We start from the raw sequence: 14865 nt of genomic DNA, 5'->3' as shown, positions 1-14865 counted from the left end.
CCGGAACCGGGTCAACGCCTGTCGAACGCACCGCTCTGACGCGCCCGGTCGATATCTGTCTCGGAGTATCCTGCCAGCTCTTTCAGGACGGTCCACGTGTCCTGTCCCCGCATCGGCGCGGCTTTCGTCGCGCCGGTAAGCCGGCCGTCGAACAGCATCGGACTCTGGATATTGGGGACCCAGCCAAGCTGAGGATGGGCCAGTTTGGCGACCAGGCCGAGGGCCTTGGCCTCGCCACTCAGAAGCGCCCCCTTTAGATCACGCACCTTGCCCGCAGGGATCCGTGCACGGGACAGTTTCGATTTCAGTTCGTCCCAGTCGAGCCCGAGAAAGAAGGGTTCCAGGATTTCGAACAGCTTCTCGCGATGACGCAAGCGGTCGGGGCCAGTTTTGTATTCGGCCGAAGCAGCGATGTCGTCGCGTTCGACGACATCGCGGAACAGGCGCGCGAAGATCTCGGAGTTTCCGCAATGCAGAAAGAAACTCGCGTCCCGGCAACGGAAAACACCGGTGGGGCAACTGTCAGGGCTGGTGTTTCCATGACGTTCGGGGGATGTGCCCCGGCACAGGGTTTGCATCGCCGCATATCCGGTCATGGACAGCGCGCTGCCGAACAGCGGCACTTCGACATGACACCCATCCCCTGATACCTGACGGCGCACCAGCGCCGCAAGAACGGCATTCGAGGCAAACAACGCCGTGGCAATATCCATGACCGATGAGGCCGAGCGCACCCCGTCCCGGTCGCCATGTCCGTTCATCGAGACGAACCCGCTTTCGGCTTGAACGACCGAGTCAAAACCAGGGCGGTTCGCAAATTCGGTGTTCTTTCCATAGGCCGAAACCGAGCAATACACGATAGAGGGCCGGATCTGCCGGATCGCCTCATAGTCGAGGCCGAGCCTCTTCATCACCCCAGTTGCGAAGTTCTCGATCAGGACGTCCGCATCTGTCAGCAAGGCATGGATGGCCTTCTTCCCCTCAGGATGCTTCAGGTCAATTTCCATGCCGAGCTTGTTGCGGTTGGCCCAGAGATATGCGGCCCCCTCATCGGGAGCATTTTCGTCATGGGGCGGATAGGACCGGAAGCGATCGCCTCCCGGAGATTCGATCTTGACTACCGTCGCTCCCAAATCAGCAAGGAACATGCTTGCCAGCGGACCCGCCAAGTAGTGAGTCAGATCAAGAACCCGCAGTCCGCTCAGTGGACCTTTGGCGTTCTCCCCGGTCGGGCAGGGCAGGGATTCTATTAGTTCGCGGTCAAACATCGTCAAAATTCCGTCTTTCAATGAGCACCGTACCCGGTGCGGTTGCGTCAGGTGTTATCGGCCCCTTTCAAGTCATCCGCCTCGTCATCCGAGGCGCCGGTGGCCCCCACCCAGATGGCTGTCACCGAAACGAGCAGGGCCAGCGCGGCGAAGATCGCCACGAACATTGGGTAGTCTGAGAAGAACAGGCTTCGCTCGCCGACATGGAACAGGGTTACGCAAACAAAGGTCAGGCACAGAATGGATGCCAACGTTTTCATGAGGTTACCTCCTACAGGTCGAGTGTTTGTGGAAGCGGGAGTAACGTGTGCCTTCCCTCATACGCTTTGCTCCGGGTTGGGCCGTGCCCGGTACTTCTGCAAGGCTACGACGGAGAACAGGAACAACAGCCCGAGAAGATCCGTGCTCCATCCCGTAAACATCAGCAGAACTGCGGCACCCAGCAGCGTGATTCGTTCCACCCAGTGAAGGGACTGGACCATCCAGCCACACAATGCCGCAGACAGACATGTCACCCCCAGAATAGCGGTTGTCACAGACAACATGATGGCGCCGGGCGTGCCGATAAGCAGCAGTTCCGGGCCATAGACGAACATGAACGGAACGATAAAGCCGGCGGCTGCCACGCGGAACGCGGTCAGAGCGGTCCGCCCAGGTTTCGTCCGCGCCACCCCAGCCGCAGCGAAGGCGCCGAGAGCCACCGGCGGGGTCACATAGGACACCACGCCGAAATAGAGTACGAACATATGGGCTGCCAGCGGTTCCACCCCGGTCCGTTCCAGGCCGGGAATGATCAGCGCCGCCAATGTGACGTAAACCGCCGTCGTCGTCATACCCATACCCAGGATGATCGCTGCAATTGCGGTCAGCAGAAGCGAAGGCAACAGACTGCCCTGAGACAGCTCCAGGATCAAACTGCTGATCCGCAGTCCAAGGCCGGACATCATCACGGATCCTACGATGATACCCGCCGTGGCACAGGCCATCACGACTGGCACGGCGGCCCGCGCAGTCTCTTCTAGGCATTCAATAAAGCCGCTGAAAGTTAGCCGGGTCTCACGGCGAGCATAGGACAGCGCGATGGTAGTCACGCATCCATAGAATGCGGCGACCGTGGGCGTGTACCCGATAATCAAGATGGCGGTGATCGCGACGATCGGCAGCAACATGTACCCACGCGAGCGCAGAAGGGGCCAGAGCCGGGGGATTTCGCTTTCCGGCAGCGCCCCGATATTGCCCTTCTTCGCCTCCAGATGGACAGTCACGAAGATTGACCAGAAATACAGGGCGGATGGGATTGCTGCGGCCAGCATAACCTCTCGGTAAGGGACGCCGGCAAACAGCGCCAGGATGAAGGCGGCCGCACCCATGACGGGGGGCATGATAACGCCGCCAGTCGAAGAAGAGGCCTCGATTGCAGCGGCGATTTCGGGTTTGTACCCGCTGCGTTTCATTAGTGGGATGGTCACCGCCCCGGTCGTTACGACATTGGCGATCACGCTGCCGCTGATCGTGCCGGTGCAGGCGCTGGAAACCACTGCCGCTTTCGCCGGGCCGCCAGCATACCGTCCGGTGGCCGCCGTTGCGAGGTCCATCAGCAATTTACCCACGCCTGTTTTCAGGAGAAGCGTGCCGAAGAACAGGAACAGTACGACGTAGCCGGCAGTCACCGAGACCGGGATTCCCAGAAGACCGGAGGTCTGCACGAAATTGGTATCGACAAAGGCTGTCCAACTGACGCTGGTCCCTCCTAGCATCCCCGGCAAAGCGCCCGAGATAAGTGCGTGGGTCATTAACAGGACAGCCAGAAGCGTCATCGCCATCCCGACTGCTCGGCGCGTGGCCTCAAGCACCAGAACGATAAGGATAGTGCCCATGACGACATCGGAACCCGACAGATACCCAGTCTGCATTTGAAAGGTGTCTGAATCCCGGATGACATATATCAGAATCGCCGCGCTCAGACCCACCGCGAGGATCCGCGTGGCCAGATCAAAGCGCCTCCAGGCGGCCGATGACATTTCCTCCCGCACCGGCAGAAGCAAGTAGCACAGCATCAGCGCGAGGCAGACATGGGTCAGCCGAAAGTTCATCGCTCCCGGCGCGGGATAATATCCGAAAAACAGGTGATACAGGGAAAAGAACACCGACAGAGTAAGAATGGTGAACTTTGCGGATGTCCGGCTGAATTGTATACGCATCTGGCACCGTCGGGTTGAAGAGTTTCGAAAGATATAGGCGCACTCGAAAGGCGCCGCATGGCGTCAAACGAACTTGGGTGTTCGCAAAGCTCCGCCGCCAATGTGACGGCGCGCTCCGGTTGGGGATCGAGTCCGGGGCGCGCTCCGATTGTCACTCGGCGATGGACACACCTTGTTCTTCCAGATAGCGCAGGGCGCCGGGATGGAACGGGATCACCGCAGCCTTGGTCGACGCCTGAATGTCGAATGCCTCGCCCGACTGTCCCGCGAACAGGTCGACAAGATCCTCGCGATGTTCATAGAGAACCTTAACCATCTCATAGGCCCGTTCTTCTGGCAGATCCTTGTTCACGATGAACACCTGCATGACGCCGATGGTCGGAACGGGCTGGTCGATGAATTCGTACATGTCGCTTGTAACCTCGTCAGCGAAGAAGACACCGCCTTCATTCTGTTTCGATTCGAGGATACTTGACCTGACCTCATCATCGATCGGAATGAGGCGCACCCCCGGATTGCTGTCTAGGCTCATGATCGTCGAGGCCGCGCCACCAAGGAAGAACAACGCGTCAAGCTGGCCGTTGACCATCATGTTCATGCCATCGTCGTGACCCACGCCGAAGACATTTCCGCCGCTCGACTGGATACCGTCGAATGTAAGTCCGGCCCCGGTCTCAAGAACCATTTCCGCGATATCCCGTGTACCCCAGCCGATCGGGGTGGGGTTGATGCGCTTGTCGGAAAGATCTCCGAGCGTTTGGACGTCGCTGCTCTCGGGCACTGCCACCTGGAGTTTCCCCGGGGCGATGGCGGCAAGGACGCGCAGATTTTCGAGCTCCTCACGGAACGGGGCCGTGCCGGCGTATGCCTTCTGCGCCAGATCGGTATAGATAATTCCGACATCCGCTTCGCCGGCATTCACCTGCCGGGCATTGGGAACCGATCCGCCCCGCGAACTGGTGACCGTCAGTCCTTCGATATTCTGCTCGAGGATCTGCGCATAGCGTGCACCGAGCGAGTACCAGAGTCCTCCAGGCGAAGCAGTCACAACCTTCATCCGGTCGGCGTCGGCATGACCCATGGATGCAAGAACGCAAGTGGATGCGACCACCGCAGCCAGCAGCCCGCGGTTCGCCGTCTTACAATGTGTGAGAATACTCATTTCTTCCTCCCTTTGATGTCTAACAACAGCTGGAATAGGTCCCGCCCTCCCCAGCTGGGCGATGCAGGCCTTGTCATCAAAAGCCCGATCACCATAGTTCACTAGGTGAACATATCGTTCACTAAATGCGAAGACATCGATAAACTCTCCAGGAAGACCTGTCCAGTACTTTTTAGGATCACTGCTGTTGCCCGCCTATCGCCCCATGAGCATCAAAGGTGTGTTGACAGGCTGCGATTGTGTCAGTAGGTTCAAGCTTATCCACCTAGCGAACAAAGTAGTCATTAGATGAACACATGAAGAATAACCGATCAATCGAACGCTGCTTGCTGATTTTCCGTATGTTCCGTGTCAATCCACACCCAACGGCCAGCGAGCTTGCTCGCCTGACAGAACTGCCGCGGGCCACTGTGTTGCGCTTTCTGCACACCCTGGAAAAAGAAGGTTATGCAGCGCAGGATAGCGAGCGATGGCGGCTGACCGCAAAGGTACTCGAAATCGGATTTGCCGCACTTGACAGCGCAAACGTCAATGAATTGGTCCAGTCCAGCCTCGACGCTCTTGCCAACAAGTTTGCGGGAACCGCGAACATCGGCGAGAAGTCCGAAAATCGGGTCACGATCATTGCACGCGCCGTCGCCAGCCCACAGGTCCGTCGCTTTCATGTAACAAATCTACGCGTCGGCAGCACCCTTCCCGACAATAGCGCATTGTATCAGGCCCTATCGCTGACTTCTCCTGAGGAATACAGCATGAAGTTTTACGAAGACGTCAATCAGCTTTCGCTGGCGGTGCTGCTCCACAGCGGAAGAAGCAGGCTCTTGTCACTCGGGATATCGACCAGCCGCGATGTCCTGAACGATGAAAAATGCATCGAGAGCGCGATAGAGGTCATCAAGAGCGAAGCGCATCGCATCGGTCACATCATGGGCATCGACCCAGTTTATTGATGAGAACATGCCCCTCTCCGAAAAATCCAACAGCATAGATGGTGCCCCATGATCGACAACACTTTCACCAATGGAATCCTTGAGATTTGCATCAACCGGCCAAGCAAAAAGAACGCCCTGAACCATGAAATGTACCATGAGCTTGAGCGGCTGTTTCTGGAGTACGGGCAGCTTGCTGACTGCAGTGCAATTGTCATCTACGGTGCAGGAAACTCGTTTACAGCAGGTGCAGATCTTAATGACTTCAAGACCAAACGGGAACCCGGTGATTCACCAGCCGTGAAGTTTCTCCGCGCGCTCTGCGATTCCAGAGCGCCGGTCATTGCGGCGGTTGAAGGTGTGGCCGTCGGGATCGGAGCGACACTGCTGCAACATTGCGATTTCGTCTATGCCACCTCCGGCGTCCGTTTCCGAATGCCGTTCGTCGCCCTCGGCTTGGGTCCCGAAGGCGCTTCGTCTTATCTTCTGGAGCAGATCGTCGGGCGGCGGACGGCGCGCGACTGGTTGATTACAGGACGTTTCTTCAATGGCCAGGAAGCTCTTGAGGCAGGTTTCGTCACTGAACTTGTCGCCGACGGCACCACGCTGGAAAGAGCGCGTGAAACCGCAAAAGGCTTGAGCGAACTCCCGATCAACAGCGTGCGGACAACCAAAGAGATGCTGGGACAATGGCATTGTACCCAGACCCATACGGCCTTCAACAATGAAGTTAAGATGTTTGCCAAACAGTTGGCTTCGTCGGACACCCAGAGCACAATCACATCAACAGGTAAGGCAGGCGGCTGACGCCTGCCCGGTAATATCTGCGACAACAAAACAGGACACTTACAATGTTAGAATCGGTTGACCGGATTCTGGTCGTCGTGAACGACCTGAATGAGGCACAGAATAATTATAGCAACATCCTCGGGGCTGCGCCTGTCCGCGATTACCGCAGCGATTTCCTTGCTGCCGACGTGCGAGTGATGGAGCTGGGAAAAAGCTGGGTCGAACTGGTCAAGCCCAGTGACGACGGCCCGGCAATGAAGCGGCTTCAGCGCTCGGGTGAAGGGTTGCTGTTCGGAGGCGTGAGCGTCTCCGATCTCGATCTCTTTTCAGACCATCTGAATCAAAAAGGCATCAATTTCACCAAGGCGGACGGGCGGATCTATCTCGATAGCGGGCAATTGTATGGCCTGCCCCTGGCCGTAAGCGAATCGGGCGCCCGGATCTCTGGTCAGGACAGCGCTTTGACAGCGTTTCTTTACGAACTCACCGTCGTCTTGAAAACGCAATGGACACGGGTTGCGGATGATTATTCCGGCTATTTCGGGCTAGATGCCAAGAATCGCGTTGGTATCACCTTTCCGCGCTTCGGATATGAGGGCAGCCTACTGATGTTCAATGACGAACATCTTGACCGAATCGAACTGTCGGAGGCTCATGATCCCGCCTATCCCATGGGGCGGTTTTCCTCCAAGCACGGTGACGGCCTTTACATGTGCTATGTCGAAACCAACGACATTGCCGAGTTGATTTCCCGTCTGGAACATCACGGTGCCCGCTATGTCCGCCGCACCGATACACCTGTCGAACGCGACGGCCTATGGCTTCATCCTTCCGCACTCAATGGCGTGCTTATGGGAGTGTCTCGCAGGACTCTGGCTTGGCAGTGGTCTGGCAAGCCCGACCGGGTCGAACCGCTGGATTGATGAACGTCCGTTGCCAGACCCGAGATACCGCTATCCGGATGTGGCATAACCGGGCAACGGCCGCGCGCATGGATTTGCGTAGCCGCCCCGAAAACAACCATAATCGGTCGTCCACCGAAAATATCTGAACGCCAAGTAATCGTGGCGGAACGATTGCGCCGGCCCCGACCGATCGCGTCCGAAATTAGGAAGGGAGAACCGCCGATGAAAGTACTGGTGTCTGTGAAGCGCGTGATCGATTACAACGTGAAAGTTCGCGTCAAAGCGGATGGCAACGGTGTCGATCTTGGCAATGTGAAGATGTCGATGAACCCGTTCGACGAGATCGCGGTCGAAGAGGCGATCCGCCTGAAAGAGGCCGGCAAGGCCGAAGAGGTGGTCGCGGTGTCGATCGGGGTGAAACAGGCCCAGGAAACCCTGCGCACCGCGCTGGCCATGGGCGCCGACCGGGCGGTCCTGGTCGTGGCCGCCGATGACGTGCATCAGGATATCGAGCCGCTGGCCGTGGCGCAGATCCTGAAAGCGATCGTCGACGAAGAACAGCCGGGCCTGGTGCTCTGCGGCAAACAGGCGATCGACAACGACATGAACGCCACCGGCCAGATGCTGTCGGCGCTGCTAGGCTGGTCCCAAGCGACGTTCGCCTCCGAGGTGAAAGTTGAGGGCGACGCGGCCATCGTGACCCGTGAGGTCGATGGCGGTCTGCAGACGATCAAGGTGCAACTGCCCGCGATCATCACCGCCGACCTGCGTTTGAACGAGCCGCGCTACGCGTCGCTGCCGAACATCATGAAGGCCAAGAAAAAGCCGTTGGACGAAAAGACGCCCGCCGATTACGGAGTCGATGTCACGCCGCGCTTGACCGTTGTCACAACGTCCGAGCCCGCCGTGCGCGAAGCCGGTGAGATCGTTGGTTCTGTCGACGAGCTGGTGGCGAAACTCAAAGAAGCGGGGGACGTGTAATGTCTGTACTTCTTCTTGCCGAATTAGCCAATGGCGAACTGGCGCTGGACGCCACCGCCAAGGCCGTAACCGCCGCCAAGGCGATCGGCGATGTGACCGTTCTGTGTGCGGGGGCCTCGGCATCCGCAGCGGGCGAAACCGCCGCCAAGATCGACGGTGTGGCCAAGATTCTGGTCGCCGAGGACGCCTCGCTGGGCCATGGCCTGGCCGAACCCACTGCAGCCCTGATCGTGTCGCTGGCAGGTGGCTACACCCACATCGTGGCGCCCGCGACAACCGATGCGAAAAACATCCTGCCCCGCGTCGCGGCATTGCTGGATGTGATGATCCTGTCGGACGTGATCGGTGTTGTTGACGCCGACACGTTTGAACGTCCGATCTATGCCGGTAATGCGATCCAGACCGTCAAATCGGGCGATGCGACTAAGGTCATCACCTTCCGCGCCTCGACCTTTGACGCCGCTGGCAAAGGTGGGTCAGCCGCTGTGGATACCGTTTCGGCGGCGGATGCACCGGGCCTGTCCGAGTGGGTCGAAGACAAGGTCGCCGCAAGCGATCGCCCCGAACTGACCTCGGCCGATGTGGTCGTGTCGGGTGGTCGTGGCGTCGGCTCGGAAGAGAATTTTGCCCTGATCGAAAAGCTCGCCGACAAACTGGGCGCAGCGGTCGGTGCCTCGCGTGCCGCCGTCGACAGTGGCTATGCCCCGAACGATTGGCAGGTCGGTCAAACCGGCAAGGTCGTCGCCCCCGAGCTCTATGTCGCCATCGGCATCTCGGGCGCGATCCAACACCTTGCAGGTATGAAAGACAGCAAGATCATCGTCGCCATCAACAAAGACGCAGAGGCCCCAATCTTCCAGGTCGCAGACTACGCACTCGTTGCCGATCTTTTTGATGCCGTGCCAGAGCTGATCGAGAAGCTATGAACCAAGCTGGTTATTTACATAAGTTCACTTATGCGATTTTTGGCTGACCCCAAATTTCACTGTAGAATTCGTCCTCTACAACCTCCCTGTGGACGACCGACTGGCGGCACCGGTATTGCCGGTGCCGCCCTTTTCCGAAAGAACGATTGAACGGCCCAGAATGTTTGCGAGACGGATCATCCCGTGACCTGCGTATCGGCAGGCATCCCATTCCGGCGATCTCGCGCCGTTGCAAGATTTCTATTCCACACATCCGAATGTAACATATATCGCGTGGCGATATTTCGCGCACCGTGTCCGTTTCACGGGCATGAACTTGCGGGACCGTGTAGCACTGAACATCCAAGACTTGAGACGCGCCCGCGGCCTCAGCCAGGAGGAGCTTGCTCATCGGGCCGACGTGAGCCGCGGCCATGTGGGCAAGGTCGAGAACGCCAAGTTCGCGGCCTCCCTCGACCTTCTCGAGCGAATCGCCAAGGCCCTGAAGGTCGACGCAGCCGAACTCTTCACAAAACGCTAGCTCCTTCCCGCCAGCCATCGCTCGGTTCGGTTTTCATGCGCCGCAATCGCTAGTCTAACGGTATGGCAGGAGTTCTATGCGCAAGAAAAAAACAGGTTGGCCCTTTCAGGAAGGGTTTATCATCGACGGAACACGGGAAACCCATGTGTTCACCGACTACCGCTGGAATGATGGATCCGTAAGTCGGCGCGAGTTTGTCGATCCGGAAAGCTACGACGTGAGACTTGTCATCGTGCGGCCGTTTTCACTCAAGCTGCCAGGTGGCGAGGATCAGTAGGAGAACCACTCCGAGTGGCCCATGTTGCCCTCGAAGTCGCCATACTCGACCATGATGCTGCGGGAATAGAAGTGCCATAGACCACCGCTGGTCGGGTAAGCGATCTCTTGACCGCTTTCCGAGATGAATGTCGCGGGCCATGGGGTATACGATCCGTAGACCCGCTGAATGTACCGGCAAGACTTGTTCTCGCGATCGCAGGAGCGGATCGACCAATCCCACTGACGCGGCTCGTCGCGCGGTTCGTAGGAGCGCCCGGTGAACCAGATCACATGGGTCCGGTTCAGCCATTCGTATTCCGGCAGGTTGGTATCGAGCTCACCCTCGCCGCCGGGCCCACCCAGCTCGACTGGAACATGGGCAAAGGTGCAGACCCCGAAGGGCGGTAGACTCGGCCAGGGCGTGATCCGACGAATCATGGTGCGATAGGCACGGGCGCAGACGGCGCTCGGGGGGAAGCCGCCGGCCATGCAGAGCATGATGGCGCAGTCAATATCATAGGCCTGCGCCTTCTCCGGGACCCCAAGAGACGCCAACACCCCGAATGCCGCCGACATCACCTGTCGTTTCATGTCACTCTCCCGCAAAAGTTGCAGCAACTATGGTGCAGTATGTATTTTTCTGCAATATGTCGTATTGACTCCATATGACTTTATGGCCTTAGTGTCGTGCAGTAGAAGGGCTCTCAACGGGAGAGTCCGAACATGCCGATAGCGCGCAACCAGATCCTGGTCACCATCGATGGTGTCAAAGACCTTAAAGATGAAGGGATAGCGTTCCGCTGCCGGTATGAACTCGTGGGGTTCACGGACGATGGCAAGCCGCGCTACCAGTGCATCTACCTGCGCGAGGGCGAGCCGGAAGCCATTCTGGTCTCGACCCGGATCACCCCGCACGGGCCGGAACCGCGGTATTTCAACATATGGCCGGGCCTCTTCAAACATCACCTTGAGTTCGGTGACGGGCGCGATCTTCGCTTTGGTCCTGACTACAGCATCTCCCTCGAGGAGCGCGGCTGACGTCATCGCCTTCAGCCGCGACGGCACGGCCCGGACCTTTGGCTGGACTTTTCACGGGGGAAGACCTGCTTGGGCGGGACTGGATGATTCCGCTGATGCAGAGGTTGTACTGGCCTCGCTGGATGCCACGCTACCGTCCGGTCGCGACAACGTCCTATCTCTGATCCGCGCCACCGCCGAGCGCCATTCCGGCAATCGTGCCCTGAATCTGGTCGACCTCGATACGGAGGGTTGGCAGGCCCTGTTCCGCGCCCTTGTCGAAGCCGAAAGCAGCTACAACTCGACGGCCGTCAGTCCAAAGGGGGCCTATGGCTTGGGCCAGTTGATGCCGGACACAGCCCGGGCCCTCGGGGTCGATCCGCGCAATCCCGCCGAGAACCTCGACGGCGCGGCGCGCTACCTGCTCGCACAGCTGGCCACCTTCGAGAATATCGACCTGGCGCTCGCGGCCTACAACGCCGGTCCACACCGCGTGGTCGAATATTCAGGCGTGCCGCCCTTCTCCGAGACCCGGGACTACATCGCGCGCATCCACCGGATCCGATCTCGTCTGGCGGGAGCGCCCGTTTCCGCGCCGGATATCCGTGTCGTAGACCGCGCCCCAAATCGGGTGCCGGTCCTCATCGATCTTCAGTAAAACAAGGGAACTTCGCATGCTTCGACATCGCCTCAGCCACCTCTTGCCTGTCGCTACAACCTTGGCGGCTTTCGCAACGCCTGCTCTCGCGCAGGACTTGTCACCGATCCAGACCATGCTGGAAACCGTCGAGGCCGCGCTGACCGGGCCGATCGGGATTGCGGTCGCCACGCTCGCGATCATCGGCACCGGCTTCATGTGCATGATGGGACGGCTGAACTGGGGCTGGTTTGCCTCGGTCATCATCGGGATCGTGCTGATTTTCTCGGCCGGCACCATCGTCGACGGCTTCTCCTGATGAGCCGGAAAGCAATGTGCCTTTCCCGCAAGACGGAATCCTGCGGTCAACTCGAATGCGCCCATGCTTCGCAAACGCTGCCTCGAGCCGACCTGCGGATTCATTTTCATCTCTGAGCAGGGAAGCATCGAAGTGGCAGAACGATCCCCCCTCTTTCTGGGCCTCGCCCGTCCGCCCAAGTATCTGGGCCTCCCTGTCGGATACCTCGTGGTGCTGGCGACCGGGGTCGTTCTGCCGTTCATCTGGACCAAGTCGATGGTCTTCTTCCTGATTGGTCTCGTCGCCTATCCGATCCTCTGGTTCGTCGCCGACCGCGAGCCGCATTTCTTCGAGGTGCTGCGGGTCTCCTACGGCTCGGTGCGCCCGACGAAGAACCGAGCCCTGCACGGAGGGGACAGCTTTGGCGCTTGATGCGGGCACACTTTCCACTCACGGACCCGCCCTGCATCAAGCGGGCGGCGGGGAGTTCGCGCGGGAAAGCTACCTCGCGGAACACCTGCCGTATTTCGCGCTTGCGGGTGACGATGTCATGGTGCTGCGCGAGGGCGACTTGATGGCCACCCTGCGCCTCGATGGGCTCAACCCGATGACCAGTGAGGACGTCCGGCTCGATGCGCTCAAACGCGCGGTCGCGGCCATCGTCGCCCAGACGGGCAACGCCTTCGGCTACTACATTCACCGTATCTCCGTGCCGCAAGATCTTGGCATGCGCACCATCGAGGGCGACAGCTTCGCTGCCGCGATCGATGCGCGCTGGCAGGCCCATGTCAAAGACCTGCGCCCGGCCAAGCGGCAACTCTATCTCAGCGTCATCCGACGCCCCGACATCACCGCCCGCATACCGTTTCTGCGGGCGCTGGCCCGCAAGGCCTGGGTCAAGGATCGTGCGACACGCGTGCAGGAGCTGAACGAGGTCATGGGCTTTTTCGAGGTGGCGTTGTCATCGGCCAATCCCGTTCGGTTGACCCGAAAAGGCGGCGAGTGGCTGGGCTACCTCAACACGCTGAACGCGGGCAGCTTCTCCCCGATTGCTTTCGGCCAAAGCGCCTTGCCCCTTTCGCACACCCTGAGCAACTGCTGCGCCACTTTTGACGGCGACGTCGTGACCCTGACCGACGCGGTGACCGGGCGGGTCAAATACGGCGCGCTCTTTTCGATGAAGACCTATCCGGCGCTCACCGATGTCACCCTGCTCGACGCGCTCGACCTGCCACTCGACATCGTGCTGACGAACTCTTTCAGTCCAATCCCGAACAACATCATGGCCGAGCGCATCCAACGGATCATCCGCCAAATGCATGCCTCCGACGATGCCGCCGTCTCCTTGCGCGAACAGCTCGGACAAGCCGCAGACGACCAGGAAGCGGGCCGCATCGCCTTTGGAGACCATCACCTCTCCATCGCGGTCTATGCGCCAGACCGCCAAACGCTCGAACGGGCAGCCGCCCAGATCAAGCGCGTCGGCCAGGAGATCATGTCCGTCATCGTGCGCGAGACCATGGCGCTGAAGGCGACCTACTTCGCGCAATCGCCCGGCAATTTCGGCTACCGGGCGCGCAAGACGCCAATCTCCTCGATCAACTTCGCCGACTTCGCGGCCCTTCACGGCAGCGTCGAAGGACGTGGACCAGAACAGTCGCCCTGGGGTCAGGCCATCTCCGTGCTGCCCACGGTCGGCACCTCGGGCTATCGCTTCAATTTCCACGAGGCAGGAAGCCCAGGCAAGGAACCGACCGTCGGACATACACTCGTTCTGGGACGCACCGGCACCGGCAAGACGCTCACCACCGCCTTCCTCGCGGCGCAAGCGCAACGGGTCGGCGCGCGGCTCTTCTTCTTCGACAAGGATCGCGGGTTAGAGATGGCCGTGCGCGCCCTCGGCGGTCGCTACAACGAAATCCGCGCCGGGGTGCCTTCGGGCTTGAACCCTCTCGATACCGAGATCGACGAGCGCGGCCTTGCCTGGCTTTCCGACTGGCTTTCGACACTTCTTACACGAGGCGGCACTCTCACCGGCGAGCAGTCGCGCCACATTCAGAGCGCCGTGGCCCAGAACGCCCATGCCGGGGGTGCCCTGCAGAAGTTTTCGAGCTTCGAGACCCTGTTCCAGTCGCTTGATGACGATGGTGAGCTCCAGTCCCGCGTCGCCGAATGGGCCCCGGGCGGGCGCTATGGCTGGGTCTTCGACGAGCCGGAACATGGTGCCGGGCTCGAACTGGCCTCTGACATCATCGGTTTCGACATGACCGAAATCCTCGACATGACCACCGAACGCATGGCGGTGCTCTCCTACATCTTCCGCCAGATCGAACGGCTGGTCGAAGACCGCCGCCCCACCATCATCGTGCTCGACGAGGCCTGGAAGCTCCTCGACGATCCGTATTTCGGGGCGCGGCTGGAAAACTGGCTGGTCAGGCTGCGCAAGATGAACTGCGTCGTGATCATGATGACGCAGTATCCGAGCCAACTGCGGGATAGTCGCGTCGGCAAGACCATTGTCGAGACGGTCCCCACCCAGATCCTTTTCCCGAACGACCGCGCCACCATCTCGGATTACGACTTCCTGCGCGTGAACGCCAAGGAGGCAGCACTCCTCGTCCAGCCCACCATCGGCCAACGCATCGCGCTCGTCCGCTCGGCCGGCGACAGCGTCTTCGTCGATGCTGACCTCTCCGCGCTTGACGAGTTGCTCCCCATCCTTGGCGGCGGCGGTACCGGCGAAACCCGCGTGCCCGCCGATTGGCGCGCCAATCCCGATTTCTGGAGACATGTGATATGAGTAGAAAACCCCACCTCGCGCTTTGCGCCGCCGCGAGCCTCCTGTCGGCTTGCGAACAGTACACCGAGAAAACCTCTCCCTGCTTCGGACGCAACGGCGAGCCGCAGGTGACGCGGTCCACCCTCACCTTCTCGACCATGGGCGCACCGGTTCAGGAGGCTGCAAAGCATGACT

The 14865-nt window shown here is 59.7% G+C and carries 17 protein-coding genes; 12 read left to right on the top strand and 5 right to left on the bottom strand.

The genetic code is table 11. The features are described 5' to 3' along the window. Positions 1-11: 11 nt before the first annotated feature. The 4 genes from AC0J5K_RS22685 to AC0J5K_RS22670 all read right to left on the bottom strand — a co-directional run bounded on the left by AC0J5K_RS22685 (position 12) and on the right by AC0J5K_RS22670 (position 4631). A complete protein-coding gene (locus AC0J5K_RS22685; protein WP_420415682.1) occupies positions 12-1268 on the bottom strand; it encodes a CaiB/BaiF CoA transferase family protein in 1257 nt (418 codons plus the stop codon). A 47-nt stretch (positions 1269-1315) separates the two neighbouring features. Beyond that, positions 1316-1528, bottom strand: coding sequence for a hypothetical protein (locus tag AC0J5K_RS22680; RefSeq protein ID WP_420415681.1), 213 nt, complete (start codon positions 1526-1528; stop codon positions 1316-1318). Between the two features lie 57 nt (positions 1529-1585). Then, positions 1586-3469 carry a TRAP transporter permease gene (locus AC0J5K_RS22675; RefSeq protein WP_420415680.1) on the bottom strand — a complete coding sequence of 628 codons (1884 nt, stop codon included), beginning with the start codon at positions 3467-3469 and terminating at the stop codon, positions 1586-1588. A 151-nt stretch (positions 3470-3620) separates the two neighbouring features. After that, on the bottom strand, positions 3621-4631 hold the full coding sequence (locus AC0J5K_RS22670; protein WP_420415679.1) for a TAXI family TRAP transporter solute-binding subunit: 1011 nt from the start codon (positions 4629-4631) through the stop codon (positions 3621-3623). A 296-nt stretch (positions 4632-4927) separates the two neighbouring features. Here AC0J5K_RS22670 and AC0J5K_RS22665 point away from each other — a divergent pair, with 296 nt between their 5' ends. The 7 genes from AC0J5K_RS22665 (at position 4928) to AC0J5K_RS22635 (ending at position 9958) form a co-directional block, all read left to right on the top strand. Further along, complete coding sequence (locus AC0J5K_RS22665) at positions 4928-5581, top strand: helix-turn-helix domain-containing protein (protein WP_473009996.1); 654 nt, start codon at positions 4928-4930, stop codon at positions 5579-5581. A 48-nt stretch (positions 5582-5629) separates the two neighbouring features. Then, positions 5630-6367 (top strand): enoyl-CoA hydratase/isomerase family protein, encoded by a 738-nt coding sequence (locus AC0J5K_RS22660; protein WP_420415755.1) that lies wholly within the window; start codon positions 5630-5632, stop codon positions 6365-6367. A gap of 44 nt (positions 6368-6411) precedes the next feature. Further along, positions 6412-7272, top strand: a complete 861-nt coding sequence (locus AC0J5K_RS22655; RefSeq protein ID WP_473009995.1) for a VOC family protein — start codon at positions 6412-6414, stop codon at positions 7270-7272. 204 nt (positions 7273-7476) lie between these two features. Next, positions 7477-8235, top strand: a complete 759-nt coding sequence (locus AC0J5K_RS22650) for an electron transfer flavoprotein subunit beta/FixA family protein (RefSeq protein ID WP_473009994.1) — start codon at positions 7477-7479, stop codon at positions 8233-8235. Continuing rightward, positions 8235-9161, top strand: coding sequence for an electron transfer flavoprotein subunit alpha/FixB family protein (locus AC0J5K_RS22645; protein WP_473009993.1), 927 nt, complete (start codon positions 8235-8237; stop codon positions 9159-9161). Before AC0J5K_RS22650 ends, AC0J5K_RS22645 begins: the two co-directional genes overlap by 1 nt. 310 nt (positions 9162-9471) lie before the next feature. After that, positions 9472-9681, top strand: coding sequence for a helix-turn-helix domain-containing protein (locus tag AC0J5K_RS22640; protein ID WP_473010030.1), 210 nt, complete (start codon positions 9472-9474; stop codon positions 9679-9681). Between the two features lie 76 nt (positions 9682-9757). After that, positions 9758-9958, top strand: coding sequence for a hypothetical protein (locus AC0J5K_RS22635; protein WP_473009992.1), 201 nt, complete (start codon positions 9758-9760; stop codon positions 9956-9958). On the opposite strand, the gene AC0J5K_RS22630 is transcribed toward AC0J5K_RS22635, so the two are convergent. Then, the gene (locus tag AC0J5K_RS22630) at positions 9952-10530 is read right to left on the bottom strand and encodes a hypothetical protein (protein ID WP_473009991.1); all 579 of its coding nucleotides are present in this window, start codon (positions 10528-10530) and stop codon (positions 9952-9954) included. The two genes, AC0J5K_RS22635 and AC0J5K_RS22630, sit on opposite strands and share 7 nt — an antisense overlap. Positions 10531-10662: 132 nt before the next feature. Between AC0J5K_RS22630 and AC0J5K_RS22625 the strand changes: the two genes are divergently transcribed. From AC0J5K_RS22625 to AC0J5K_RS22605, 5 genes are all read left to right on the top strand, one after another. Next, entirely contained in the window at positions 10663-10977 is a 315-nt protein-coding gene (locus tag AC0J5K_RS22625; protein WP_473009990.1) for a hypothetical protein, read from the top strand. Next, entirely contained in the window at positions 10916-11614 is a 699-nt protein-coding gene (locus tag AC0J5K_RS22620; protein WP_473010029.1) for a lytic transglycosylase domain-containing protein, read from the top strand. The genes AC0J5K_RS22625 and AC0J5K_RS22620 overlap by 62 nt, the downstream gene beginning before the upstream one ends. 16 nt (positions 11615-11630) lie before the next feature. Continuing rightward, positions 11631-11912 (top strand): TrbC/VirB2 family protein, encoded by a 282-nt coding sequence (locus tag AC0J5K_RS22615; protein ID WP_473009989.1) that lies wholly within the window; start codon positions 11631-11633, stop codon positions 11910-11912. A 132-nt stretch (positions 11913-12044) separates the two neighbouring features. Further along, a complete protein-coding gene (locus AC0J5K_RS22610) occupies positions 12045-12323 on the top strand; it encodes a VirB3 family type IV secretion system protein (RefSeq protein WP_038070148.1) in 279 nt (92 codons plus the stop codon). Next, complete coding sequence (locus AC0J5K_RS22605) at positions 12313-14691, top strand: VirB4 family type IV secretion/conjugal transfer ATPase (RefSeq protein WP_473009988.1); 2379 nt, start codon at positions 12313-12315, stop codon at positions 14689-14691. Before AC0J5K_RS22610 ends, AC0J5K_RS22605 begins: the two co-directional genes overlap by 11 nt. Positions 14692-14865: the final 174 nt, after the last annotated feature.

This window comes from Marinovum sp. E3 (assembly GCF_055755275.1).
Note: the sequence above shows the minus strand (reverse complement) of the source record. Positions and strands in the feature narration are given on the sequence as shown.